The organism is Pseudomonadota bacterium (assembly GCA_039028935.1).
Lineage (GTDB): Bacteria > Pseudomonadota > Gammaproteobacteria > Steroidobacterales > SZUA-146 > SZUA-146.
In genome coordinates, this window is the sequence record JBCCHD010000001.1 from 175,064 (window position 1) to 197,991 (window position 22,928).

Below are 22,928 nucleotides of genomic sequence, written 5' to 3' on the forward strand. Positions count from 1 at the left end.
GCTTCAGGCTTGCTGTTTCGGATTATCGGTGCGCATTGCACGGATTCGGTCGTTTGCGTTCGACGTCAAAAGGCCGCTCGATTGTGGTTTGAGTCGAGACGGTTTTTGTCCCTGGGTATGTTGGTGTGATCGATGTCGGTCTCTAGCGGGCGAGCCGCGGGAAAGGCGTTGTGCGACAACTGCTTGCGCGGTGGCGATATACCGATCGTTAAGCCGGGCGAATTTAGCGTGCCGATGTGTCGTCGCTGAGCACATTGAGAAACGCAACGAGTTCTTTGATCGCGCGCTCGTCGAGCGACTCGATGGGCACGAGTTCGTGCCAGGTTGTGCGTTTGTCGGCGGGATCCGAGTAATACACCAGCACATCGGTCAGTGTGTCGAACCGGCCGTCGTGCATATACGGTGCAGTGGTGCGCAATCCACGCAGGCCTGGCGTTCGAAAGGCGCCGTCGAGTAAGCGCGGTACTTCCGCGGCACGCGCGTCGTCGAGATGTCGACAGACGGCGTCCGCCTCGCCGTATTCACTCGCGCAATTGAATGGGTCGTTCAGCAAGGCCTCGATACCCGCGAGTCGCCCGGTATCGTGCCGCCCGTTTGCGTTGGTGCCGGTACCGATATTATGAAACTGCCCGTTCGTGAATCGTGGACCGTTGTGACAGCTCACACACTGCGTGTCGGCCGAAATGAAGCGTTTGAGTCCGGCGATTTCGGTGTGGGTTAACAGATTGCTGTGCTGGGGCGCGTCGCTGAGTAAGTCGTCCACCCATACATCGAAGCGCGTAGGAGTGAACACAAATCGTCGTTGATGGGCGGCCAGCGCTTTGCCCAGACGCACAAACGTGCGATTCAGGCGGGATTCTTGAGATGGGCTCAACGCGTTGTCGTTGAGGGCGCGGACAAACGTCTCCGGCAGGGGTTCGAATGCGTTTGCATACAGTGTCGCCAGCGCCGAATCGTTGGCCACCAAACGCACCGCATCGTAGCGGTTACCCCCCATCTCGCCCGGCGCTTCGATGGGTTCAAGCGCTTGCGACCAAAGGCTGTCTTTGCGCCCATCCCAATAATAGTGCTGTCGCCAAGCAACCCCCACCAGCCCCGGCGTGTTTCGCGTTAATGGCGCGAGCCCCGTTGCGGTTGCTTGGCCATCAGCCAGTCCAAGAGGTGACTGATGACACGTGGCGCACGCGACCGTTTGGGTGGCGCTCAATCGCGCGTCGTGAAACAGCGCTTGGCCGAGCGCCGCGGCGGCGGCACTGTTAAACACGTCGTTGCCCGGATCGTTGGGTGCCTCGCCTAACGACGTGAGCGACAGTGTTGCTAACAGTGTTTTTTCGGACGCAGTAAACCTGGTTGACGTTGGCGTCGCTGACGGTTGAGCCTGAGGATTGCTGTAAGCGGGCGAACTCAGCGACTCGAGAAAGGCCACAAGGTCCGTGCGCTGGGCGGCCGACAAATTAAGGGTCACCAGCTCGTTGTCGTCAGGTGGCGCAGAGTAGTGGGCGAGCACCGCGTCGAGTGACTCCGCCCGACCATGATGAAAGTAGGGTGCGGTGTGCGCGACGTTTCGCAATGTAGGTGTTTTGAACGCGCCGGCCATGTCGCCGTGCTGGTCGCGTGAGAGAAAGCGCAGTGCCGAACATTCATTCGCATCGGCGTCGCTATGAGGGCCAAGGCAGTTGAACTGGTCAAGCAAGACCGCCTGAACGCCAAACAAACGACCAAAGTCGAGCACCTCACCACGCGCCGACGCCGCGTGTGCGGTGCCTTCAATGGCACCCGTGCCGATGTTGTGAAAGTCACCGTTTGTGAGGAGCGGTCCGCTGTGGCACTGCAGGCAACGCGATGCCTCAAAATCAATAAAGAGCTTGGCACCGCGCCGCGCCGCCTCGCTGAGTAACGGTGCGGCCGCGTCTTCGCCGTCTTGAATGAGCGTATCCACATAGCGGTCAAACGGCGCGGGTCGTGGGGTCAACGTGCGCTCATAGGCTGCGAGGGCTTTGCCCACATTGGCATAGGCTGAATTGACCGCTTGGCGTGTGCGTGCGGGCATGCGGAACCAGGCGTTCTGCCCGGCCTGATCGGCAAATTCGCCAGCGTGCGGGGGTAGCCTTCCCGCGCGCAGAACGGGTGGCAACGGACCAAAAACCGCCGCGTAGGTGTCGATATAGTCCGGATCTTGCGCAATGAGGTTCACAGCTGCGGTGCGACTTCCGCCCATCTCATCGGGTGCTTCGATTGGAATGAGCGCCTGCGACCAGAGCGAGTCGCGTCGGCCGTCCCAATAAAACCAATGCTGCCACGCGCCGCCGATCAACGTTGGTGTATTGCGCGACAAGGTTCTAATGCCCTGGCCGGTCGGTAAACCGTCGGTAAAATACTTTTGCGGTTGATGACAGCTGGCACACGACTGCGTACCGTCGCCGCTGAGGCGCGTATCGAAAAAAAGTGCTTCACCCAATCGAACCGCGTCGGGGTGGTTGGCGACGCGATTTGATGGTGCTTTCGGTGTCGGCAAACTCGCCAGACTCAGCGAGCGCAAGATGGACACTTCCTCTTCTGTCCAAAAGCGTGGTGTCGGCGAACAACTCACGAGCAACGCGAGCCAACCCACGCTGAGACTGATGCGCAGGGTCATTCTGATCGGCAGATTAATGCGGCTCACGTCGAAACGCCCAGTCGATAGCACGGCGCACCTCAGAAAGTCAGATCGATCTCAAAACGCACATCATCGGTGCCCAGTGCTGAACCGATGCGGTAGCTGAGGACCCAGGCACCGGCCATGTTGAAGCGCACGCCCTCAATTCGATAGCGGCCGTCGCCAAGATGGTCGGTGATTTGAGGCTGTGTGGGGAGTCCATGGCCGTGACCGGGCATACCGCCACCCATTTGTATACGCGCCGGGAACACCGCGTCGCCGTCGGTATCCGTCAGTGTTAACACCCACTCGTGATAGTCGCCGATGAGCACATCGCCATCGCGCGGTTCAATGCGCACGTGATAGAGGCCGTTACCGGAGGCCTGTTGCCAACCCATTGCGGCGGGCTCGGATGGCGCATCGGCCCGTTCGCACGCGGTGGTGACAAACAGCACCAACAGCACTGGCAGCAACCGGAACGCACGTCGGCGAGCGGACGGTGAATGGGCGGCATGTTGAAGTTCGATCATCACGCGCAAAATCGTGCCGAAGGAAGCCAAAGCGGTCAACCGATCACGCCACAGTTGACGCGTTCTGTTGGCGGAGTAGATAGAAAAAGGCCATTTTTGCGACGGCGTTACGGTGTCCGATGAGCATATCGGTGAATGTATTTGACTAAGGATTATTCTTAGATTGCAAACAATGATCGCGCCAATCTCCCTACCGTACGGGCGGATCAATTGCCAATACTCGTTAACTATCTGAATTATAGAGGATAAAATATCACTATTCGGATTTAGCACCGACTCGAATTGCGTGGCGGTTGTGCATCGCAACAGGACATTAATCCGGGTTTTGCGATAATGCCCGTCCGGTAACATTTATCAGAAGGAACGACATTAATGAGTCTGTTGAAATCCATCATCGAAGCGCAAAGCGGCAAAGTGTTGCAGCAGGTCGCTGGCAACTTCGGCCTTAACTCAGAGCAGGCAACCAAAGCCATTGGCAGCTTGTTGCCCGCCCTTACACAGAACATGAAAAAGAACGCGCAGAGTGACAACGGCCTCGAGGGTCTGTTGGGCGCGCTCAAAAAGGGGAATCACTCACGCTACCTGGAAGACCCATCTTTGTTTGGACAAGGCGGCAGCCTCAACGAATCCACCATTCGCGACGGGAATGGTATTTTGGGTCACATCTTAGGATCGAAGGAAGTCAGCCGTCAGGTCGCTGCGGATGCGGCACAAAAGACCGGCATTGACGCATCAATCTTGAAAAAACTGTTGCCGATGGTCGCTACCATGGCCATGGGCGGGCTGAGTAAACAGGCACAATCCAAAGACTCCGGTTTGGGCGGGCTGCTCGGCGGCTTGCTGTCAGGTGGCGTCGCGCAGCAGCGTCAATCGAGCGGCATCGACGGTATCTTGGGTAAGCTGCTGGATGCCGACAACGATGGTTCGATGCTCGATGACATGATGGGCATGGCGAAAAAGTTCTTCTGATTGCGTAGCGAAACGCGGCGATCACATCGCATCCACACCGGGCCGCAAACACGCGTTTGTCGGCCCGGTTTCTTTTGAGGGAGCCTGCATGGGGTATTCACGTTCACCGTTTGGCCGGCGACGCGGTTCGGGCCTTGGGAGTCTTCGGGTTGGACCTGGTCGAGGCATCAGTCTGCGCTTGGTTCCCGTCATTTTGTTTGCGCTGTATCTGGCCTATTACTGGATTGCCAATCAAGAACGCGTGCCCGTGACTAATCGCTCTCAGCTGGTCGACATTTCGCAGGAACAAGAGATGGCGCTGGGGCTGCAGTCCTATCGCGACATTCTTGGTAAGAGCGATGTGATCCTAAACGGTGAAGTGGTTGACCAGGTGCGCGAAATTGGCGAGCGGCTGGTCGATGCGGCGCGCGCGGAGGGCTTGGATCCCGGATTCAATTGGGAGTTTAATGTCATACGTTCCAATCAGGCGAATGCGTTTGCGTTGCCCGGGGGAAAAGTGGCGGTGTACACCGGTTTGTTGCCGGTCGCTGAAAACGCGGACGGTCTCAGTGCCATTATGGGGCACGAAATTGCCCACGCGATTGCGCGACACGGAGCGGAACGCATGGCCTATCAAAAGTTGGTGCGCCTTGGCAGTATGGTCGCCGCGGTCGTGGTTGGCGACATGGGGTATAACGCGCAGCGCGCGGTGCAGGGTGCCTTGGGCGTGGGTAGCCAGTACGGCGTGTTATTACCCTTTTCGCGCAAACACGAAACCGAGGCGGATTACATTGGGTTACGGCTGCTGGCGCGTGCGTGTTTTGATCCCACCGAAGCGCCAAGGCTTTGGCAACGCATGGGTGCTAATCGAGGTGGCAAAGGCACGCCGAACGAATTTATGTCGACCCATCCCTCACCGGCGACACGCATTGAACAGTTTAAGGAATGGATGGATGAGGCGGTCTCTATCCGACAGCAAAACTGCCCGGGTTAGTGGTCACTGAGAGCGGCAAGCCATAATAACGACGGCGGCGAGTTAAACCGCCGTCGTTGATTCTGAGTCATTGCGGTTTTTGGGCCGGTCAGTCGCGATGTGTTGCTCGCATTCCGTCGGTGTACGCGCTAAAAGACTTGGGTCCATGCCACGCATCCTCTACACTTTCGTTTTATTTGATGTCTATTCACTATGTCGACAGCGCGTCAGATCTATCATCATGAGACACCGTTTCGGCTTCGCCGTGGCGGCGAGCTGCCGTCGTTTGAACTGGCGTACGAAACGTGGGGGCCCATCGATGCCAAACGAGACCGGGCGATACTGATTTTTACCGGTTTGTCGCCGTCCGCACACGCCGCGTCGTCGGCCGCCGATCCCAATCCCGGCTGGTGGGAAGACATGGTGGGACCGGGCAAGCCGGTTGATACCAATCGCTACTTCGTCGTGTGTTTCAATTCACTTGGGAGCTGTTTTGGCAGCACGGGTGCCGCAAGTATCAATCCTCAGACCGGCGAACGCTATGGTCTCGACTTCCCGGTACTGTCGCTCGAAGACATCGCCCAAAGTGGTGCGCTGTTGCTCGATCACCTGGGCATTGATGCTGTGCACTGCGCGATCGGACCCTCAATGGGTGGTATGACAGCGCTCGCGTTTGGCCTAATGCATCCAACTCGCGTACGTCATCTCATCACCATTTCGTCGTCGTGTCGGGCGTTACCGTTCGCCATTGCGTTGCGCTCGCTACAGCGCGAAATGATCTGTGCTGATTCGAAATGGCAGCAAGGCGAGTACACCGATGATCAACTGCCGGCCACCGGCATGCGGCTGGCACGCAAACTCGGCATGATTACCTATCGTTCGGCGGGTGAATGGGCGCAGCGCTTCGGTCGCGAACGCATCGCGCAGTCCAAGCCCAACACCGATCTGTTCAGTGCGGAGTTTGAGATCGAGTCCTACTTGAGTGCACACGCGGCAAAGTTTGTCGGCAGTTTCGATCCAAACTGCTATCTGTATCTATCAAGAGCGATGGATGTCTACGATGCGGCGGATCATGCCGGTAGTTTGTCGTCCAGTTTTGCGTTGTTGAAACTCGAGTCCGCGCTCGTAATTGGTGTGCATAGCGATATTTTGTTTCCGTCGCATCAGCAGCAGCAGCTTGCCGAGCTCATGAACGACGCGAATATCGATGCGCAACTCACGTTCCTCGACTCGATTCAAGGGCATGATTCGTTTCTTGTTGATATGGATCGTTTTCGTCCGGTGATTGCTGAATTTCTAAGCGCCGCATCACAGGACTGAGCGCATGAAAGCCGATCCCTATGCCTACGCGCTACACACCGTCCAGCTCTTTACGCCCGTCGACGATGAGGTGGTGCCGCTGACCGCGGTTATTCGATATCCGTTTGAGAACTTAGACACCCATTGGCTGTGTGCGGCGAGCATCAGCGGTCTGTTTCATCGCAAGGCGGATTTGGAACGCGACACGCCCAGCGCCGCACTCAAGGCCGCACGCGCTTTTTTGATTGACGAACTTAGTGACTACGAAGCGCGTGGCGGGATGCTGCTCAACGTCAAACAAGAGCCGGTAACGGATCTACGCGCGCTCTTTCCGTCGCAGATGTTTGAGTCGGCCGAGGAGGCGCTGTCGGGGTTAACGCGGTTCGAGTAATAACAGCGGATCGACGAGCACGCCGTTTAGCAACACACCAAGATGCAGGTGGGGTCCTGTGACGCGTCCGGTTTCGCCAACCGTACCGAGGGTCTGGCCGATTTCCAATGTATCGCCGACCTCCACACCAATCTCGTTTAAGTGGCAATACAGGGTGACAAAACCGTGGCCGTGATCGACAAACACCGTGTTGCCATTAAAGAAATAGTTGCCTGTATCGATTACCGTGCCGCGAGCTGGCGCGACAATCGGCGTGCCGGTCGGTGCGGCGATATCGAGTCCACTGTGCGGATTGCGCGGTTGACCATTGTAAATTCGGCGTAAGCCAAAGGTGCTGCTGATGCGTCCTTCAAGCGGCCACGCCATCACAAGATCGGGGAGCGCGTTTCGATTGAACGTGGTTTTGGCTCGCTGAATACGTAGCCAGTCCTGCTCGATACGTTTTTGATCGCTGGGGTTGGGGTTCACTTTGCGCGTGTTTTTGATGGTCAGCGATTGGGTTTCATACTCGGTGCTTTGCACATCAAACACCTGTCGCGTGTCGGCCTTGCCGTGTACTTTCACCAATACGGTGTGCTCGCCGATGTCCGCGTTGAGCGGAATGCCGACGACCGCGTTCCAATAATCGCCTTTGCGCGTGACATAAACCGGCCGGTCGCCAAAATACACATCCGGTCGAGGTTCCGCCGCGCGGTCGAGGGTCAGCAGTGCGATGCCGCCCGGCACGGCGTGATGCGCCGGCACCTGGCGCTCTGGTTTGGCAACGTTAGGTGGTGCCATCGGCTGGCGCATCGCTTGGTCGGTGTTTGCGGGCTGCGAGCGAGGCCGTTGTAGGCGGCTGCGTTTGGCATCGCGTTGCGAGCGTATGCGCGGTGCTGAGTGTGCGCTGGCGGGCGGGACGGCCGTCTGAGTGGCGGCCGGTGCGGTCGGTGGCGCTGTCGACGCGGACGCGTGAGGTGAGGTCTTGTGTGTGGACGGGCGGGTGGTTTCAGATGGGTCGCTGGTCGATGTCGTCATGCACGACGCAGCGACCAGACACAGCACCAGCGTCATACCAATACGCGATGCGTCGATGTTCGATAAACGGTTCATGAAATCAGCCTGACTGTGTGATGAGAAGTCAATCATCCAAGTTGCGTCGTTACGGTGTGGTGGGTTGAACAACATCCGAGGCATTTCGCGTACCAGGGCCGGCGCGCTCGTCGGCGGCGCGCTGATAGAACGCGTCATTTCGATCGCTGTTGGCTTCGGCGATAAGGTAGGCGCGAATGGCTTCGGAGGTCGAATCATCGATGAAGCGTCGAAAACCAGCCATGCCAAGAGGCGCTTTGGCACCCTCAAGCACCACGCTGTCCCAGGCGGCCTGGACCGCGAGAAACGGTGAGTAGCGCAAGTTGGGTATCGACCCATAGGACTGACCGTGATCGCCATGACAGGCGGCACAATACTCGATATACGCTTTGCTGCCCGTCGCCACCACGTCGCGAGAGGCGGTGGCCGGCGGCGGCGCTGGGCGCTCGGATGCGACGACGGGCAATGGCGGTAGTTCGCCATTCGCACCGAGCTTGAACGCCATTACGCGGCCGACTTTTGGTTCGCCACCCGCCGCGGACACGCCGCCCATTACTAGGCCGAACGCGCCGCCCCAACCCGATGCCACGGCGATGTACTGCTCGCCCTCTAGCGCGTAACTTACCGGCGCCGCGACAATGCCCGTTTGACTAAAAAAGCGCCATAGTCGGTCGCCGGTGCGCGCATCAAACGCCGCAAAGTGGGCATCGGCGGTTCCCTGAAACACCAGGTTGCCCGCGGTAGACAAGACACCGCCATTCCAAGGACCCAGGTGTTCATGCGTCCACGCCGCTTTTTGATTGACCGGATCCCAGGCGATGAGCCGGCCTTTCAACAGCGTGCGCACGGCACGAAAAAACGCTTTGTTCGTTGGCAACGACCCCAGCATTTCGTTAACACCGGTATTCCAGGTGCCGTGCTCATACCGAAAATCGGGGTCGTCCGAGTAGGTAAACGGCACTTCTTGCGCGGGAATGTACACCAACTGCGTATCGGGATTGAACGCCATGGGTTGCCAGTTGTGCGCGCCGATGGGCCCGGGTGTTTGCAGGTAGGGACGGCTTCCGGGCCAACGCGCACCGGGCACTTCAACCGGTCGACCACTCTGCGGATCGATATGGGTGGCCCAGTTGACTGGAACAAAATTGTTCGCCGAAATCAGCGCGCCGGTGACGCGATCGATGACGTAGAAAAAGCCATTTTTGGGCGCTTGCATCAACACCTTGCGGGCGTCGCCTTCGATCATCAAATCGGCGAGGATCATGTGCTGCGTGGCGGTGTAGTCCCAGGTTTCACCCGGCGTAGTTTGATAGTGCCAAATGTACTCGCCGGAATCGGGATTGAGCGCCACAATCGAAGACAGAAACAGGTTGTCGCCACCGTCAGGACTGCGCAGACGTTGATTCCAGGGCGAGCCATTGCCGACCCCGATGTAGAGCTGGTTTAGCTCGGCGTCGTAGGCCATCGAGTCCCACACGGTGCCACCCCCGCCGCTGGTCCACCATTGGCCTGTCCAGGTGTCGGCCGCCATGGCCAGCACATCGTGCTCGAAGCCCTCCGTTGGGTTGCCAGGCACCGTATAAAATCGCCACACCATGTCGCCCGAGTCCAGATCGTAGGCCGACACATAGCCCCGCACACCGTACTCGGCGCCGCCGTTACCGATGATCACTTTGTCTTTTACGATGCGCGGTGCGCCGGTGATGGAGTAGGACTTGGACAAATCGATCGTAAGCACGTCCCAGTTGGGCTGACCGGTTCGCTTATCCAACGCGATGAGTCGCCCATCGATTGTGCCGGTGAATACCTGATCGCCATGAAGCGCGACCCCGCGATTAACCGCGTCACAACACAAGAAGGCGCCGCGCGACCGATCGACTTTGGGGTCGTATTGCCAGAGCTGTTCGCCCGTGCGCGCGTCGAGTGCGGTGACGATATTCCAGGTGGCGGTGACATACATGACGCCGTCTTTTACGATCGGTGTCGCCTCAATGCCGCGACTGACCCCCAGATCGAACGACCAGGCCAAACCCAACGCATCGATGTTGTCAGCATGAATCTGATTGAGCGGCGAATGTCGCTGCTCGGAGTAAGTGCGACCATGATGCGGCCAATCGGTGTCGGCGGCTTCGCGTCCATCCGGTTCTGAAGCGAGCGCGTTGGCTAGGCGCGCGGTGGGCCGCGACGAGCTCGATGCCGGTGAGTCAAGCCGCGGTGCCGCGGTGTCCTGGCCCTGTGTCGCCTGGGGCGGGCTGTCTCCACTGCAGGCAATAAGTGTCACAACGAGCCACGCCATAAGGCACGCATTCCACGTCATGCGATCGCGTCGGTTCGTTAAGCGCGTGCGCGCAAATGAGACGTGCGGTGGTAAATCGGTCATGCGGTCAGTCATGCGTTGTTTAGGCGGCGTTCGGTCAGTGATCGGGTGACGATACGATGATGGGTGGTCGCCCGTTGTGGTAACGCGCGTATTGTCACCACTCGTTGAACACGCGCGGTCATCCTCGGTGTCGTGCAATAGACAGAGTATAAAGAAAGGGTAGCCGAAGCGTCATGCAAAACGCGTCAATCGCGCGATTTGCTCGGCCGCACGTCCTCGACGCGCGCATCCAGTTCACCCTCGGCCAGGCGGATCGCGATGCGATCGTTGGCCCGGAGCGAGTCCGCATCACGGACGACACGCTGTTGGTGTCTCACGATGGCGTACCCCCGATCGAGCGTGGCCTGAGGGCCCACACTGGCGAGCGTGGCGGTCGCCAGTTTGAGGCGTGCCTCGGCCTCGGAAAGCTGTTGAGTGAGGGTGGTGCTGAGCCGCTGCGACAGGCGCGCAAGTTCGGCCTGTGACATCGCGAGTGCACGCTGTGGCGTACGGGTCTGAAGTCGCGCCGTCAAATGACCGAGTTGCTGTGCGCGCTCGGCAAGGGCAACGCGAATCAGGCCCTTGAGTCGACCATCGAGGTCGTCAAGTCGCAGCATGTGCTGGGCGATTTGGCGGTCTGGGCGGGCTTGATGATGACGTCCGCTCAGCCAGCGCAGCGTTGCCTGTGCATTGTCCAGGTGGCTATGCAGTCCGCGCTCAAGGCGGCGCCCCAGGCCCTGTAAGCCGACCAACCATTCATGGGCGTCGGGCACCACAAGCTCGGCGGCGGCGGATGGCGTGGGGGCACGCACGTCGGCCACAAAGTCGCTGATCGTGACATCCGTTTCATGGCCGACGCCGCTCACAATCGGCACTGGACAGGCGTGCAGGGCGCGGGCCACGGTTTCTTCATTAAGTGGCCATAAATCCTCAATCGATCCGCCGCCCCGCGCCACAATCAGTACATCGCAGTCGCGCCGTGCGCCGGCGAGCCGCAGGGCGTTGACGATTTGCCCCGCCGCCTGTTCACCCTGCACAGCGACTGGATACAGTCGCACGGGTATGCCCGGAAATCGGCGCTGAAGCACATTAAGTATGTCTTGTACCGCCGCGCCGGTGGGGGAGGTGATGAGCCCAATGCGCCGCGGCAGGCGTGGCAGACGTTGCTTGTGGGACTCGGCAAACAGACCTTCCTTCTCGAGCTGCTTTTTGAGCGCCTCAAACTGACGCTGAAGCGCGCCGACGCCGGCGTCCTGCATATTCTCGGCGATGAGCTGATAGTCGCCGCGCGCTTCGTACAGGCTGATGCGTCCGCGCACCACAACCGCCATCCCGTCGCGCGGTTCAATTTGCGCATATTGATTGCGGTTACGAAACATCGCGCAACGAATTTGCGCGTGCGGGTCTTTGAGCGTGAAATACCAGTGCCCGGAAGCCGGCCGCGCAATGTTGGACAGCTCTCCTTCTACCCAGGTCATAGGAAGGCCGGTTTCCAGTAATCGGCGCGCTTCGCGGTTGAGTTGGGAAACGCTCAGGACTTTGCGCTCGGCAGTGGATTTGAGGCCGTATTTGTCCATCATGGGCATGATACTCCGGCGCTCGGCAAAGGCCAATCGATGGTTTACCTGGCTAGGGGATGTCGGTATAGTCGCTGGCTAATTTTACCCGGCAGCGCGCCGCCTGGACGCCGCAATTTCGCCTATCGGACCGCGGCTTTCGCGCGGGGCCGCCTCTTTCGTCACCGAGCGATTAAACGCTTTGCCGCGATGGCATGGACGAATCCGGAGAGACCGATATGCGATTAAAGGAAGAAGCCTTAACGTTTGATGATGTGCTGCTGCAGCCCGCCTATTCCGATGTGCTGCCACGCGACGTCAATCTCACCACCCGCCTTACCACCGACATCACGCTCAACGTGCCGTTGTTGTCCGCGGCAATGGACACCGTCACCGAAGCTCGCCTTGCGATAGCGTTGGCGCAAGAAGGCGGCATCGGCATCGTGCACAAGAACATGTCGATCGATGGACAAGCTCAGGAAGTATCGCGCGTTAAGAAGTTCGAAAGCGGGGTAATCACCGATCCGATTACCGTTACGCCGGAACACACCGTGCGCGAAGTGCTCGAGCTGACCCGGCGTCACAATATCTCGGGCCTGCCGGTTGTGAGCGGCCGGGAAACGGTGGGCATTGTGACTCGTCGTGATCTACGGTTTGTCACCGAACTCGATGCACCGATCACCAGCGTCATGACCGGTAAGGCCGATCTGATTACCGTGGGTGAAAACGCGCCGAAGGAAGAAGTGCAGGCCTTGCTGCACAAGCACCGCATTGAGAAAGTGCTTGTGGTCAACGGCAACTTTGAACTGCGTGGCATGATCACCGTCAAGGATTTTGAAAAAGCATCGGAATTTCCCAATGCGTGCAAGGACGGTGACGGCAGCTTGCGGGTTGGTGCGGCGGTCGGCACGGGTGCGGATACGCCCGACCGAGTGGCTGCACTGGTCGCCGCGGGCGTCGATGTGGTGGTGGTCGATACAAGTCATGGTCACACGCGTGGTGTGCTGGATACGATTCGTGCCATTCGGAACACCTACACGGACTTGCAAGTTATCGGCGGCAATATTGTTACGGCCGAAGCGGCGCGTGCGCTGGTCGACGCCGGCGCCAACGCAGTGAAAGTGGGCATTGGCCCTGGCTCGATTTGCACGACGCGAATGGTCGCGGGCGTGGGGGTACCGCAAGTCTCTGCGGTGTCGAACGTGGCGGCCGAGCTCGCTGCCAGCGGCGTCCCGCTTATTGCTGACGGCGGCATTCGATACTCCGGCGACATTGCCAAGGCGATCGCCGCGGGTGCGCATTCGGTGATGATGGGGGGTCTGTTTGCCGGTACTGACGAATCGCCTGGACAGGTTGAGCTGTATCAAGGGCGATCCTATAAGTCGTATCGCGGCATGGGGTCGTTAGGCGCGATGGCTGAAACTCACGGTTCGTCAGATCGCTATTTCCAAGATAAAACCGATGAGGTGGAAAAGCTTGTGCCAGAGGGCATCGAGGGCCGCGTGCCGTACAAAGGCTCGCTGCTAGCGATTATTCACCAGTTGTTGGGAGGGGTGCGTTCGGCAATGGGCTACACCGGTAGCCATACGATTGAAGAGATGCGGACGAAGCCTGAGTTTGTGCGCATTACCAACGCGGGCGTGCAGGAAAGCCATGTGCATGACGTGACGATCACCAAAGAGGCCCCTAATTATCGGTCGAGCCGTTAGTCGTTCGCTAGCGCGTGGTGAGCGGCGGTGTGTAAGTAAAAGAGTGTGCGTGGTCGGGTCAATCGAGCACGCTCGCCGCATTGATGTTTAACTTCTTGTCCGGAGTCCGCATGAGCCAGCCTGATATTCACGCTTCCCGTATTCTTATACTGGATTTTGGGGGGCAGTACACGCAGCTAATCGCGCGTCGTGTCAGAGAGGCGGGCGTCTTCTGTGAGATCCATCCTTGGGATATCACGGACGCGGAGGTGGCGGCGTTTGGCGCGGATGGCATTATTTTATCAGGCGGCCCCGAGTCCGCGATTGGTGACGACGCGCCGGTGGCGCCGTCCAGCGTGTTTGAGTCAGGCGTACCGGTGCTCGGCATTTGTTATGGCATGCAGACCATGGAGGCACAGTTAGGCGGTGCGGTTGAAAGTGGCCATGATGCCGAATTCGGTTACGCGATGCTCGACGTGGTGGGCCCGTGCGCGATACTTGACGGCCTGAACGATGCCGACAGTATCGACATGCCGGCGCTGGATGTCTGGATGAGCCATGGTGACCGCGTCACCGCGATCCCTGAGGGATTTGCCACCGTCGGTCGCTCCGATAACGCGCCGATTGCCGCCATGTGTGACGCATCGCGCCGTTTCTTCGGGGTTCAGTTTCACCCGGAAGTCACACACACCAAACAGGGCCAGGTTATTTTGTCGCGCTTCATTCACGATGTGTGCGGGTGTGCGCCGTTGTGGACATCGGCCAATATTATTGACGACAGCATCGCCCAGGTGCGCGAGAGCGTCGGGGATGACCACGTGCTGCTGGGATTATCCGGTGGGGTCGATTCCTCCGTGGTTGCGGCGCTGTTGGCGCGAGCGATTGGCGATCAGCTGACCTGCGTGTTTGTCGATACCGGCTTGCTGCGCCATGAGGAAGGCGATCAAGTCATGGAGACGTTTGCTCGAAACATGGGCATCAACGTTATTCGCGTCAATGCCGGCGATCGCTTTTTCAACGCATTGGCGGGTGAAACGGATCCAGAGGCCAAGCGAAAAATTATTGGGCGACTTTTTATCGAAGTGTTTGATGAGGAGGCGCAAAAAATCCCTGGGGTTAAGTGGTTGGCGCAAGGCACGATTTACCCGGACGTAATCGAGTCAGCGGGGGCTAAAACCGGTAAGGCCAAAGTGATTAAGTCACACCACAACGTGGGCGGATTGCCGGAAAAAATGAATCTTAAGCTCGTCGAGCCGTTGCGTGAATTATTTAAGGATGAAGTGCGTCGCTTGGGAATCGAGTTAGGCTTGCCCGAAGAAATGGTGATGCGTCATCCCTTTCCAGGCCCAGGTCTTGGCGTACGGATTTTGGGCGAGGTCAAAAAAGAGTATGCCGACGTGTTGCGTTTAGCCGATCATATTCTGATCAGCGAGCTTCGCGCCCACGATCTTTACGATGATGTCAGCCAAGCCTTTGCGGTCTTTTTGCCGGTGCGCTCGGTGGGGGTGGTTGGTGATTACCGAAGTTATGATTGGGTCATTTCCCTTCGCAGCGTGAATACCATCGATTTTATGACGGCGCATTGGTCACGCCTGCCCTATGATTTTTTGGATGTAGTGTCGCGCCGAATCATTAATGAAGTCGATGGCGTAAGTCGCGTCACGTACGATATTTCCAGTAAACCACCCGCCACCATCGAATGGGAGTAGGCGCGGCGCGGTGTCACGGCTGTTGTCCCGATCCTCGAACGGCGGCCGGCAAGATAAATCGCTGCATGAATCGGTCTCGGAACTGATTGCGCGTGCGTCCGTCGCTGTAGTTGCCCGCATTGATCATAACGGTGAGTGCGTAGGCGGGGACCACAAAGAGCAGCTGTCCACCATTGCCGCTGGCATAAAACGTCTCGATCGGTTCCTCGTCCACGACAAACGTCTGTCGCCACCATGCGTAGCCATAATCATTGGTTCGGTTTAGCGATGCGTGTGGTTGAAACGATTTTTCCACCCATGCTTTGGACACAATCTGCTGATCGTTAAAGCGTCCCTGATTGAGATAGAGTTGACCGATTTTGAGGAAATCGCGCGGTCGTAGGCGCAGCCCTCCGCCCATGTAGGCGCGGTGATCGGGTGCGAGATTCATTTGGTAGTACGTAATGCCAAGTGGCTGCGCCAACGCGTCATGGAAAAAGCGCGGCAAACGTTGCTGGGTGGCCCGTTCGATGGCGCCACCGATCACGTTTAACGCGCCGGTACAGTAGACGCCCGCGGCGCCCGGATCGCGCACCATCGGTAGCGAGAGGGTGTAGCGTCGCCAATCGGGTTGCTCACGTTGGTTTTGCATCACGTTTTCGTTGCCGACGTTGCTTTCATCGTCATCGTCACAGTCAAAACCCGATGACATGGTGATCAAGTGATGAAGCGTCATGTTTGCTTTGCGTGGGTCGGCGTTCGCAAACTGATCGACGCCCCCAAACAGCGGGTAAACGCGCTCGTATTCGTTGGCAAGATAGCCCTGATGAATAGTCGCCCCCAATAAGACGGACGCAATGGTTTTACCCGCCGAGCGAGAATCATGGGGTGTTTCGCGGTCGTATCCATGGAAATACTCTTCCACCACGAGCTGTCCACGGTGGGCGATCAGCACAGAGTGGATGTAAGGCTGGCGGAGCCCGGTGGGCGTAAATGTGGCGATTTCGTTAATCAGCTCGCCAAGCAAGGTGGCATCGAGGCCTGAGTCGTTAGGCCGAGCGGTGAGCCAGCCATCGTTCAGCTGCGGCGGCTGCGGCAGCGTGTCGAGCGCGAGCGGCAAGCGTCGCGGGTAAAATCCCGGTGCAGTCGGCTGTTCACGCCGCGTAAATTCCAGTGTGTTTCCGGTGCGCCCAAACACGAGGGCAAAGCGCTGTCCGGGTTCGAGCACATCAGCCCGCGCGAGCGTATCGCCATCAGCGTTAAGGAATTCGATGTGTTGGTCGGTGATGGTCGCGGAAGCGATGCGGAAGAACACACCAAAATTGCGCTGTGGATTACGTAAGAAACTGCGGTAGGTCACGCGTTGTTGGGCATCAACACGCCCGTCACGCAACGGAATATTCAGCGACACATCGTGGCGGAACGGCCGGATGTGCCCGGCAAAGGCATAATCGCCAGCCGGTCGGAGCGTGACGGGTGTGGCGATCGGGTAGCTCTCTATCGCACCGGGTGGTTGAATCCAGTGCCCTTGAATGGGGGCCGTAGTGGACGACTGGTGACCGATAAATTGGCCTTGATCGGCAAACGAGAACGACCATTCGATGGGGCCGTCTTCGATGTGGGTTTGCGTCACACGAACAGAATCCCCTTGATGGCGCGCGAACCAGCCGGCGGCAGAACGAACCAACGTGAGCGGGCCTTGTCGGGTGGGGCCAAATTGGCGTTCTGAGACCCAGAGGCCTTCCCATGCGGTGTCGGGCTTAAAGTCGGTTTGCGCGGCGGCAGCTGGCGCTGCGAGCAGGGCAAACAGCAACAGAACGGCGCCGTGTTTTAGGGTCGGTGTGTGACGCTGTGGAGGGTGATTCATCAGTGGTTTCCTACCTGGGTTTGACGCAGCGTGAGCCAGTTGACAATGGCGGGGGCGCCGCCGCGCAGGTTGTTCTCGAGCAGCGTGCAGGCGCTGCCCAGATCGTTGTCACCGAGCGCATGTAAAATTCGCTCGTGTTCGTCGCCCGCCGTAAAGACATTCGTCGTTTCGCGGAATAAGGCGTACTCGTACCGTCGGGTTCGATCAATAAACTGATCGATAAGCGTGAGCAAAACCGTATTCGGGCACGTTTCGATAAGCGTCCGATGCCAGGTATTATCCAAATCAATGGCCTGTGAGGCCGTTGAGGCTCGCTGCATGTCGGTGTTGAGTTGATGCAATGTCGCCAGGCGTGTGGGCGACGGAATACCCGCCAATTTGAGGGCAGGCGGATCGAGCAGAGGCCGAATGTCGTACACGTGCTGAAATTCTGTCAGCGTTAAGGGGGCGACAAAGAAACCCCGTCGTGATTGAGTGGTGACGATGCCCTCCGCCACAAGGCGCCCAAGGCCTTCCCGTAGCGGGGTTCGGCTCACCCCCAGCGTTTGGGCAAGACGGACTTCGTTGATGCGTTCGCCATCGGCGAGTAGTCCCTCAACGATCATGTTCCGAACGGCACTCGCGGCTTGATCGCTAATATTCTGTGGGTTTAATTGCATACTGTATACAGTTTAGCAAAAAAACGTGTCATTGGCGATCCCGAGCGGTCGGGCAAGATCGCCTGTGGGCTGATCCTTTTTGAGTAGAAAACGACTCAATAGTTGCTTTTTCAAAATATAATGAGTAGTAATATGCGCAATAAGGTATTATCGTATAAATCGTTATTGAGACGAATTTAGCGCAATCAAGCAAATGCAACTACAATGAGAATGATATGGCTCAATATGAAGAATTGACTACTGCGTCCCCAGAGGCCGTGGAGCGCGTCTTAGGGCGGCGTCTCGAGCAGTTGCGGCTGGCGAAGAACATCAATCAAACCACCCTGGCAAACGAAGCCGGTGTGTCACGACGAACGATAACGCGCCTCGAGAACGGGCAGGGTACATCGTTGGACACATTGATACGCGTGATGAAAGCACTCGGCGTTGTGCATCGATTCGACACGCTTTTGCCCGACCCGTCGGTTCGCCCGATCGATCGCGTGCGACGAAAAGGTAAAGAACGTCAACGAGCACGTGAAGTGACGGCCTCGCGGTCAACCGCGTCGTGGCAGTGGCAGGATGAGGGTTCTGAGTCGTGACCGACGCGCGCGTGCGCCTATGGGGGCGCGATATCGGCGCGGTGTCGTGGCTGCCCGAGCGGGAGGTGGGCGTGTTTCAATACGCGCCGGAGTTCATTGGTAGCGGTATTGAAGTCGCGCCCGTTACGATGCCGCTGCGGGCCATGCCTTACGAATTCACGACGTTACCCCGAGAGACGTTTCGAGGTTTGCCAGGGCTGTTGGCCGACGCCCTGCCCGATAAATACGGTAATGCGATGATCGATGCATGGCTGGCCCGGCAGGGGCGCCTGCCCGAGAGCTTTAATCCCGTTGAGCGGCTGTGCTACATCGGTGTACGCGGTATGGGCGCATTGGAATTCGAACCCGCCTTGTCGGGTTCGAAGAGCAAGAGTCACACACTAGAAGTGGCCGCCTTAGTGGACCTTGCCAATGCGGTGCTCAGCGAGCGCGCAATGCTTGCCGGCGCGCTGTCTGGTGACGATGACGCGGCGGTGATCGAAGACATTATTCGAGTGGGCACCTCCGCGGGCGGCGCGCGCGCCAAGGCGGTATTGGCGTTTAATGAGCAGACCGGTGAATTTCGCTCGGGTCAGGTGCCGCAAGACGCGGGATTTGGCTATTGGCTCATGAAGTTTGATGGCGTAACCGGCAATCGTGACAAAGAGCTTGTCGACCCGCAGGGTTTTGGATTGATTGAATACGCGTATTCGTTGATGGCCAAGTCGGCGGGTATCGACATGACAGCGTGCCGCGTACACCGGGAGGGTGGACGCGCGCACTTTATGACTCGTCGATTCGATCGGTCCGATACGGGCGAAAAACGCCATATGCAGTCGCTGTGCGCGATACGCCATTTTGATTTTAATCAACCGGATGCGTGGTCGTACGAGCAAGCGATACAAACCATGTTGCTTCTCCATTTACCGATGGGGGATGTGGAACAACAGTTTCGCCGCGCCGTGTTTAACGTGCTCGCGCGCAATCACGACGATCACGTAAAAAACATTGCTTACTTGATGGATAAAGTCGGCGACTGGCGGCTTTCGCCAGCGTTTGATGTGACGTATTCATGGAATCCGTCTGGTGCGTGGACCAGTCGACATCAGATGAGCATTAACGGTAAGCGCGATCACTTTGTGAAGGACGACCTGATTGAACTTGCCCGTCTCGGTGGCATCAAAGCCGCACGCGCAAAACACATCATCGGGCAGGTAAACCAATCGGTTGCTGAGTGGCCCGCGTTTGCCGAAGCCGGTGGCGTTGCGCCCGACGACATTCGGCGTATTCAACAGGCACATCGGCAACTTAGCTCGACGGAGATTCGGCATGGACCGTAGCGATGATCAACGATTTATGCGGGAAGCCTTACGCCTGGCCGAACACGCGGCGCGCGAGGGTGAAATACCGGTTGGCGCGGTTCTGGTCATGGACAATACCATCGTGGGTCGCGGCGCGAATCAGACGATTGCGCTCAACGATTGCACGGCGCACGCCGAAATCATGGCGCTTCGAGATGCAGGCGCGCGGTTGAATCAACATCGGTTTGCCGATGCGACGCTGTACTGCACCCTCGAACCGTGTGCGATGTGTGCGGGCGCGATGTTGCATGCTCGAATTGCGCGATTGGTGATTGCCGCAGACGACCCCAAAGCCGGCGCGGCGGGTAGTGTGCTCGACGTGCTGGATTTACCCGCGCTCAATCACCGTGTGTTGTTGTCTTCCGGGCTTATGGAAGAGGAGGCCAGCGCGTTGCTCACGACCTTTTTCGCGCGGCGCCGCGACTGTTCGCGCGGCTAGGGCAGTGCGCTCACCTCACCCGCATCACCGTTTTCCTCTTGCTTAACCGGCTCGGGCGTTAAGAATCGTGCACTGGGGTTCAAATCCGACATCGCCCACTCGAGGATGCTGTAATAGCTCTTGATGTTGTCGACATAGATCACCGGCTCCCATCCGCGTGCATAGCCGCGCTTGGTCTGGGTGTACCACTTTTTTTGCGCCAGCAACGGTAGAAATTTGCGTACGTCCTCCCATAAGTCGGGGTTGAGCCCGCCCTTTTGGGTCAGAATGCGTGCGTCTTCCAGATGTAGGAAGCCCACGTTGTAGGCCGCCAGCGCGAAGTAGGTGCGATCCGGTTCGGTAATGCGCTCGGGGAACTTTTTCTTAAGCCGCACGAGATAGCGCGCGCCGCCCAGTATGGACTCGCGCGGATCTGTGCGATCCGCGACGCCCATTTGTTTAGCGGTGGCGCGGGTTAACATCATGAGTCCGCGCACGCCAGTGGGCGACACGGCGTCCGGGTTCCAGTGCGATTCTTGATAACTTTGTGCCGCGAGTAACTGCCAGTCTACTTCGTTGTTCACGCCTGCCTCTTCGAACACCGATCTGTATTTGAGGAGGCGGCCGCGAATGTCGCGAATAAATTTGCGCGTGCCCACATAGTCGAGTGAATGATCGCGGTCGAAATAGCGCGCTTTGAGTTCATCGAGTCGACCCGACTCAGACAGGGTCGCGAGGTAGTCATTCGCCGCATCGCGTAGGCCGGTATCGGGCAGTGTGCGGAAGGCCCAGCCCAGTGGCTCTTCGCTCGACAGGGCGAATCCGGTGCGTAACGAGGGGAAATAGTTGAGATTGATGTCCAGGTCGGTGCTGTCGACAACGGTATATTGCAGTTCTTTATTCGCGACCTGCTGCAGAAGTTCCTCGACCGACGAGGCCTCGGGCATTTCGGTCCACTGCAAAGTCGGATGAAGCAGCTGTAGAGCCAAGAGTGTTTCGACAAAACTGCTGCCGCCGGTAACGGCAATCTGCCCGGTGAGAATGTCGTCGACTGTGCGTGGTTTCCGCTGGCCCATGCGGTAAACCAACACCTGATCCACCGTTTGATAGGGATCGCTGAACGCGAACTGGGCGGCGCGTGACGGTGTGATCGTTAACCCCGCAGCGGCCATATCGGCGTCCCATGACGCGACATCACCCAAAATGTCCGTAAACTCTTGCGCGTTGTAGAGCGCCAGGTCGACACCGAGGTAGTCGGCAAACCCTTGAGCCAGATCGAATTCGAGCCCGGTTGGGCCGGCCGTGCCGAAATAGTGTGTCGTGGCCGCGTTTCGCGTGACGACGGTGAGGACCCCGGCTTGCTGAACTCGCTCGAGTGAAGACGGCACATCGCTGCACGTGCTCAAAAAGGCACAGGCGTTCATCATCAGCAATGTGAGCGCAAATCGCACGATGGCTTAGCCTCGTTGACGCCATGTGAAAAAAACAGCAAATAGAGTCGTGTCCGGCCTTTCCTATCCACCCCTCATTGCATATCATACCCGCTTCGGGCGGCAAGGACTCCCGACACGGTCACGGAGAGGTACCGAAGCGGTCATAACGGCACCGATTCGAAATCGGTTGGGGGCATAACCGCCCCACGTGGGTTCGAATCCCACCCTCTCCGCCATTGACCTCCGATTAGGACAATGTCAGGCAAATCAAAAAAATAGGCAGTCTATTTCCATGCGGACACGCGACAGCAGCCCCGAAGAAAGGCCTGGAGCAGCAGGGTCCGGCGATTCGTCGCTCCCTCGCGCTCTGGCCGCCGCTCGGTCCGCGCCGGCCACCCGGTCCATCGGGTTCCGCGTATGATCGTTGAGTCCTTTGAATGGCGTTCCGCGGCCATGACCAATCCTGGGTTAGTGCGCAAAGTAAACGAAGACGCGTTTCTCGATGCGCCGCATAAGGGGCTTTGGGTTGTGGCGGATGGTATGGGCGGTCACCAAGCCGGGGACTATGCCAGCCGTCTCATCGTCGAACAGTTGGGTGAAGTCGAAAACAATGCCGAACCCGATGTGTTTCTGGCGACGGTTGAAGAACGACTTCAGCACGTCAACACGGCGCTTTACGAGAAAGCGCAAAACGCGGCAAGCACCATCGGTAGCACAGTCGTGGCCCTATTGGCGTTTAATCGCTACTGCTTGTGCCTATGGGCGGGCGACAGTCGTGTCTATCGTTTGCGCGACGGGCAAGTCGAGCAGATCACTCGCGACCACAGTCAAGTTGAGGAGCTCATTGCGCTTGGCGAAATTGCGCGTGAGGACGCTGAGAAACACCCGATGTCCAATGTGATTACCCGCGCCGTGGGAGGCTCCAGCACGCTCAATCTCGATGCAAATTTGCAGCCGCTTCGCAATCGCGACCGCATCATGTTGTGCAGCGATGGCCTGTACAAGGACATTAGCCGAGAAGAAATTCTGGATGGCCTCAATCAAAGCGATCCTGAGCGCGCCTGCAAACGACTTGTGGAATTGGCGCTGCGCGGCGGTGGCGGCGACAACATTTCGGTTGCCGTGATCGATTTCTTGTCGACGCATTCAGGCTGACGGATGGCAGACAAACACCTGTATCGAGTGACCTTCGCTTCGCAGGGCAAAACATACGAGGTGTATGCCCGCAATGTCGAGCACGGCACATTATTTGGGTTTGTCATGATCGAGGAGCTTGTGTTTGGCGAGCGCACCCAGCTTGTCGTTGATCCCGCCGAAGAAAAAATCAAAGCCGAGTTTGAAAACGTCAAGCGCAGCTATATCCCGATGCATGCGGTGGTGCGCATCGACGAAGTGAATAAGCGCGGCGTCAGTAAAATCACTAATAATGGCGGTGACAATGTGTCGCAGCTACCCGTTCCACTTTACACGCCGGGCGACAAAAGCGAGTGAT

At 58.2% G+C, this 22,928-nt stretch carries 19 protein-coding genes and 1 tRNA gene; 12 read left to right on the forward strand and 8 right to left on the reverse strand.

The window, feature by feature from the left end; translation table 11 throughout:
* Window positions 1-223: 223 nt before the first annotated feature.
* Window positions 224-2,662 carry a cytochrome c peroxidase gene (locus AAF465_00725; protein MEM7081250.1) on the reverse strand — a complete coding sequence of 813 codons (2,439 nt, stop codon included), beginning with the start codon at window positions 2,660-2,662 and terminating at the stop codon, window positions 224-226.
* 32 nt (window positions 2,663-2,694) lie between these two features.
* Window positions 2,695-3,165, reverse strand: coding sequence for a FixH family protein (locus tag AAF465_00730; protein ID MEM7081251.1), 471 nt, complete (start codon window positions 3,163-3,165; stop codon window positions 2,695-2,697).
* Window positions 3,166-3,537: 372 nt separating this feature from the next.
* Here AAF465_00730 and AAF465_00735 point away from each other — a divergent pair, with 372 nt between their 5' ends.
* From AAF465_00735 to AAF465_00750, 4 genes are all read left to right on the forward strand, one after another.
* Window positions 3,538-4,134, forward strand: a complete 597-nt coding sequence (locus AAF465_00735) for a DUF937 domain-containing protein (protein MEM7081252.1) — start codon at window positions 3,538-3,540, stop codon at window positions 4,132-4,134.
* A gap of 88 nt (window positions 4,135-4,222) precedes the next feature.
* Complete coding sequence (locus tag AAF465_00740) at window positions 4,223-5,107, forward strand: M48 family metallopeptidase (GenBank protein ID MEM7081253.1); 885 nt, start codon at window positions 4,223-4,225, stop codon at window positions 5,105-5,107.
* Window positions 5,108-5,299: 192 nt separating this feature from the next.
* A complete protein-coding gene (locus tag AAF465_00745) occupies window positions 5,300-6,406 on the forward strand; it encodes a homoserine O-acetyltransferase (protein MEM7081254.1) in 1,107 nt (368 codons plus the stop codon).
* A gap of 4 nt (window positions 6,407-6,410) precedes the next feature.
* Window positions 6,411-6,776: a hypothetical protein gene (locus tag AAF465_00750; protein ID MEM7081255.1), complete on the forward strand. Its 366-nt coding sequence runs from the start codon at window positions 6,411-6,413 to the stop codon at window positions 6,774-6,776.
* Here AAF465_00750 and AAF465_00755 read toward each other — a convergent pair.
* From AAF465_00755 to xseA, 3 genes are all read right to left on the reverse strand, one after another.
* Window positions 6,759-7,868: a peptidoglycan DD-metalloendopeptidase family protein gene (locus tag AAF465_00755; protein ID MEM7081256.1), complete on the reverse strand. Its 1,110-nt coding sequence runs from the start codon at window positions 7,866-7,868 to the stop codon at window positions 6,759-6,761. The genes AAF465_00750 and AAF465_00755 overlap by 18 nt on opposite strands.
* Before the next feature lie 49 nt (window positions 7,869-7,917).
* On the reverse strand, window positions 7,918-10,227 hold the full coding sequence (locus AAF465_00760) for a PQQ-dependent dehydrogenase, methanol/ethanol family (protein MEM7081257.1): 2,310 nt from the start codon (window positions 10,225-10,227) through the stop codon (window positions 7,918-7,920).
* Window positions 10,228-10,412: 185 nt separating this feature from the next.
* Window positions 10,413-11,786 carry an exodeoxyribonuclease VII large subunit gene (xseA, locus tag AAF465_00765; protein MEM7081258.1) on the reverse strand — a complete coding sequence of 458 codons (1,374 nt, stop codon included), beginning with the start codon at window positions 11,784-11,786 and terminating at the stop codon, window positions 10,413-10,415.
* A gap of 215 nt (window positions 11,787-12,001) precedes the next feature.
* On the opposite strand from xseA, the gene guaB reads away from it, so the two are divergent.
* Window positions 12,002-13,471, forward strand: a complete 1,470-nt coding sequence (guaB, locus tag AAF465_00770) for an IMP dehydrogenase (protein ID MEM7081259.1) — start codon at window positions 12,002-12,004, stop codon at window positions 13,469-13,471.
* Between the two features lie 110 nt (window positions 13,472-13,581).
* Window positions 13,582-15,159, forward strand: a complete 1,578-nt coding sequence (gene guaA, locus AAF465_00775; protein MEM7081260.1) for a glutamine-hydrolyzing GMP synthase — start codon at window positions 13,582-13,584, stop codon at window positions 15,157-15,159.
* Between the two features lie 13 nt (window positions 15,160-15,172).
* Here the strand turns inward: guaA and AAF465_00780 are convergent, their stop codons facing one another.
* Window positions 15,173-17,005, reverse strand: a complete 1,833-nt coding sequence (locus tag AAF465_00780) for a serine hydrolase (GenBank protein MEM7081261.1) — start codon at window positions 17,003-17,005, stop codon at window positions 15,173-15,175.
* Entirely contained in the window at window positions 17,005-17,664 is a 660-nt protein-coding gene (locus AAF465_00785; GenBank protein MEM7081262.1) for a GntR family transcriptional regulator, read from the reverse strand. Before AAF465_00785 ends, AAF465_00780 begins: the two co-directional genes overlap by 1 nt.
* 215 nt (window positions 17,665-17,879) lie before the next feature.
* Between AAF465_00785 and AAF465_00790 the strand changes: the two genes are divergently transcribed.
* From AAF465_00790 to tadA, 3 genes are read left to right on the forward strand one after another with little or no spacing between them, the layout of a single operon-like run.
* Window positions 17,880-18,245 (forward strand): helix-turn-helix transcriptional regulator, encoded by a 366-nt coding sequence (locus AAF465_00790; GenBank protein ID MEM7081263.1) that lies wholly within the window; start codon window positions 17,880-17,882, stop codon window positions 18,243-18,245.
* Complete coding sequence (locus AAF465_00795; protein ID MEM7081264.1) at window positions 18,242-19,564, forward strand: type II toxin-antitoxin system HipA family toxin; 1,323 nt, start codon at window positions 18,242-18,244, stop codon at window positions 19,562-19,564. Before AAF465_00790 ends, AAF465_00795 begins: the two co-directional genes overlap by 4 nt.
* Complete coding sequence (gene tadA, locus AAF465_00800) at window positions 19,554-20,024, forward strand: tRNA adenosine(34) deaminase TadA (protein MEM7081265.1); 471 nt, start codon at window positions 19,554-19,556, stop codon at window positions 20,022-20,024. Before AAF465_00795 ends, tadA begins: the two co-directional genes overlap by 11 nt.
* Here the strand turns inward: tadA and mltF are convergent.
* Complete coding sequence (mltF, locus tag AAF465_00805) at window positions 20,021-21,454, reverse strand: membrane-bound lytic murein transglycosylase MltF (GenBank protein ID MEM7081266.1); 1,434 nt, start codon at window positions 21,452-21,454, stop codon at window positions 20,021-20,023. The two genes, tadA and mltF, sit on opposite strands and share 4 nt — an antisense overlap.
* Window positions 21,455-21,579: 125 nt before the next feature.
* On the opposite strand from mltF, the gene AAF465_00810 reads away from it, so the two are divergent.
* The 3 genes from AAF465_00810 (at window position 21,580) to AAF465_00820 (ending at window position 22,927) form a co-directional block, all read left to right on the forward strand.
* Window positions 21,580-21,672 (forward strand) — tRNA-Ser (locus AAF465_00810).
* A gap of 181 nt (window positions 21,673-21,853) precedes the next feature.
* Window positions 21,854-22,591 (forward strand): protein phosphatase 2C domain-containing protein, encoded by a 738-nt coding sequence (locus AAF465_00815; protein ID MEM7081267.1) that lies wholly within the window; start codon window positions 21,854-21,856, stop codon window positions 22,589-22,591.
* A gap of 3 nt (window positions 22,592-22,594) precedes the next feature.
* Entirely contained in the window at window positions 22,595-22,927 is a 333-nt protein-coding gene (locus AAF465_00820; protein MEM7081268.1) for a DUF1820 family protein, read from the forward strand.
* Window position 22,928 lies beyond the last annotated feature (1 nt).

What these genes read in the sequence shown, in the direction of transcription:
- AAF465_00820 (MEM7081268.1), top strand. Translation starts at nt 22,595, where the DNA reads ATGGCAGACAAACACCTGTATCGAGTGACCTTCGCTTCGCAGGGCAAA.
- AAF465_00730 (MEM7081251.1), bottom strand. Translation starts at nt 3,165, where the DNA reads ATGATCGAACTTCAACATGCCGCCCATTCACCGTCCGCTCGCCGACGT.
- AAF465_00745 (MEM7081254.1), top strand. Translation starts at nt 5,300, where the DNA reads ATGTCGACAGCGCGTCAGATCTATCATCATGAGACACCGTTTCGGCTT.
- AAF465_00760 (MEM7081257.1), bottom strand. Translation starts at nt 10,227, where the DNA reads ATGACCGATTTACCACCGCACGTCTCATTTGCGCGCACGCGCTTAACG.
- AAF465_00790 (MEM7081263.1), top strand. Translation starts at nt 17,880, where the DNA reads ATGGCTCAATATGAAGAATTGACTACTGCGTCCCCAGAGGCCGTGGAG.
- guaA (MEM7081260.1), top strand. Translation starts at nt 13,582, where the DNA reads ATGAGCCAGCCTGATATTCACGCTTCCCGTATTCTTATACTGGATTTT.
- guaB (MEM7081259.1), top strand. Translation starts at nt 12,002, where the DNA reads ATGCGATTAAAGGAAGAAGCCTTAACGTTTGATGATGTGCTGCTGCAG.
- AAF465_00740 (MEM7081253.1), top strand. Translation starts at nt 4,223, where the DNA reads ATGGGGTATTCACGTTCACCGTTTGGCCGGCGACGCGGTTCGGGCCTT.
- xseA (MEM7081258.1), bottom strand. Translation starts at nt 11,786, where the DNA reads ATGATGGACAAATACGGCCTCAAATCCACTGCCGAGCGCAAAGTCCTG.
- AAF465_00780 (MEM7081261.1), bottom strand. Translation starts at nt 17,005, where the DNA reads ATGAATCACCCTCCACAGCGTCACACACCGACCCTAAAACACGGCGCC.
- AAF465_00815 (MEM7081267.1), top strand. Translation starts at nt 21,854, where the DNA reads ATGATCGTTGAGTCCTTTGAATGGCGTTCCGCGGCCATGACCAATCCT.
- AAF465_00755 (MEM7081256.1), bottom strand. Translation starts at nt 7,868, where the DNA reads ATGAACCGTTTATCGAACATCGACGCATCGCGTATTGGTATGACGCTG.
- AAF465_00750 (MEM7081255.1), top strand. Translation starts at nt 6,411, where the DNA reads ATGAAAGCCGATCCCTATGCCTACGCGCTACACACCGTCCAGCTCTTT.
- AAF465_00735 (MEM7081252.1), top strand. Translation starts at nt 3,538, where the DNA reads ATGAGTCTGTTGAAATCCATCATCGAAGCGCAAAGCGGCAAAGTGTTG.
- tadA (MEM7081265.1), top strand. Translation starts at nt 19,554, where the DNA reads ATGGACCGTAGCGATGATCAACGATTTATGCGGGAAGCCTTACGCCTG.
- AAF465_00785 (MEM7081262.1), bottom strand. Translation starts at nt 17,664, where the DNA reads ATGCAATTAAACCCACAGAATATTAGCGATCAAGCCGCGAGTGCCGTT.